General features: G+C 71.3%; 1 protein-coding gene and 1 pseudogene. Both read left to right on the forward strand.

Annotated features, from left to right (window positions below; translation table 11 throughout):
• Positions 1-744: pseudogene (locus tag DE149_RS11540) on the forward strand (IS21-like element ISMlu14 family transposase); the annotation flags it as partial.
• Positions 741-1,526 (forward strand): IS21-like element helper ATPase IstB, encoded by a 786-nt coding sequence (istB, locus tag DE149_RS11545; RefSeq protein ID WP_010078636.1) that lies wholly within the window; start codon positions 741-743, stop codon positions 1,524-1,526. The pseudogene DE149_RS11540 and the gene istB, both read left to right, overlap by 4 nt.
• Positions 1,527-1,653: the final 127 nt, after the last annotated feature.

The raw sequence follows: 1,653 nt of genomic DNA on the forward strand, positions 1-1,653 counted from the left end.
CTCGAGGCCGCCTGCGCGGGGTTCATGGCCATGGTGAACTCCCGGGAGCACCGGGTGACCCGGCGCCGCCCGGACCACATGCTCGCCGAGGAGACCAGCGCGTTGCATCGGATCCCCGCCACGGCGCACACCGTGGCCTACGGGGTGGGACGGAAGGTGCCGGAGAACACGCCGATGGTCTCCTTCGAAAACGCCCAGTACTCGGTGCCCGCGCACCTGCTCGGGGCCGAGGTGTTCGTGCGCCATCACGGCACCGGACCGGACTCGATGGTGGTGATCATGCACGCCGGTGCGCAGGGGCCGGTGGAGGTCGCCCGGCACCGGGTGGCCCGGCCCGGGTCCCCGGCCATCGACGACGCGCACTTCCCCGGCCACGAGACGGACAAGGTGCCCGGGGACTACACCCCGGTGCCCCGTTCGGCGGCGGAGGCCGAGTTCCTGGCCATCGGGGCCGGAGCGAGGACCTGGCTGGTGGAGGCCGCCGCGGCCGGCACCAGCCGGATCGGTCAGAAGATGGCCGAGGCCGTCACCCTGGCCAAGCTCGCCGGCACCGACCAGGTCGACCGCGCCCTCGGGGTGGCCGCGGTGCACCAGCGCTTCGCCCACGGCGACCTGGCCTCCCTGCTCACCGCCGCCGGCCACCGCACCGGGATGCACACCGCCACCGAGGAACGGTCCCTGACCCAGGGCACCGCCGGCTGGGCCGGCCTCGGTACCTCCAACACCGAGGGGGCAGCCCGGTGAGCATCCACACCCCGAACACCGCCGCACCGGCGCTGCCGGCCGATTTGGAGGCGCTGTTGCGGCAGCTGAAGATGCCCCACGCCCGCGGTATCGCCGCCGAGGTACTGGCCACCGCCCGGGCCCAACGCTGGGAGCCGGCCGAGGTCCTCAAGGCCCTGCTGGTCGAGGAGACCACCGGTCGGGCCCGATCCATGCTCGCCGCCCGGCGCAAGGCCGCCGGGTTCCCCACCGGCAAGACCTTCACGACCTGGGATCCGGGCGCCTCCTCGATCCCGGCCCCGACCCAGCAGTCCCTGCGCACCCTGGAATGGCTCTCGCGCAGAGAGAACCTCGTGGTCTGCGGGCCCTCCGGCACCGGCAAGACCTTCTTCCTCGAGGCCCTGGGCCAGCAGGCCGTGGAGGAGGGCAAGCGGGTGGCCTGGTTCACCCTGGAGGACCTCGGGGCGATGATCCGGGCCCACCGGCCCGATGACACCATCACCAAAGCCGTCGCCCGAATCCTGCGCGCCGACCTGATCGTCATCGACGACATCGGCCTGCTGCCGGTCGCCGACGATGCCGCCGAGGGCCTCTACCGCATCGTGGACGCCGCCTACGAGAAACGCTCCGTAGCGATCAGCTCGAACCTGCACCCGGCCGGCTTCGACGAGCTGATGCCCAAGACCCTGGCCACCGCCACCGTGGACCGGCTCCTGCACCACGCCCACGTGTGCCAGACCACCGGAGACTCCGTACGGATGACCCAGGCAATGGCCGGGAAGGGAGTCATGCCACTGAACTGATCCCATCACGGTGGCCAGCACCACCACCCAAACGGGCAAACCAGCTGGCCACCAGTGGGCAGTTCTGATGGCCACCAGCGGGAAGAAACACTGGCCGCCTATGGGCAGAACTCAATGGCCCTTGACA

It is taken from the genome of Micrococcus sp. KT16 (genome assembly GCF_003315015.1).
Classification (GTDB): domain Bacteria; phylum Actinomycetota; class Actinomycetes; order Actinomycetales; family Micrococcaceae; genus Micrococcus; species Micrococcus luteus.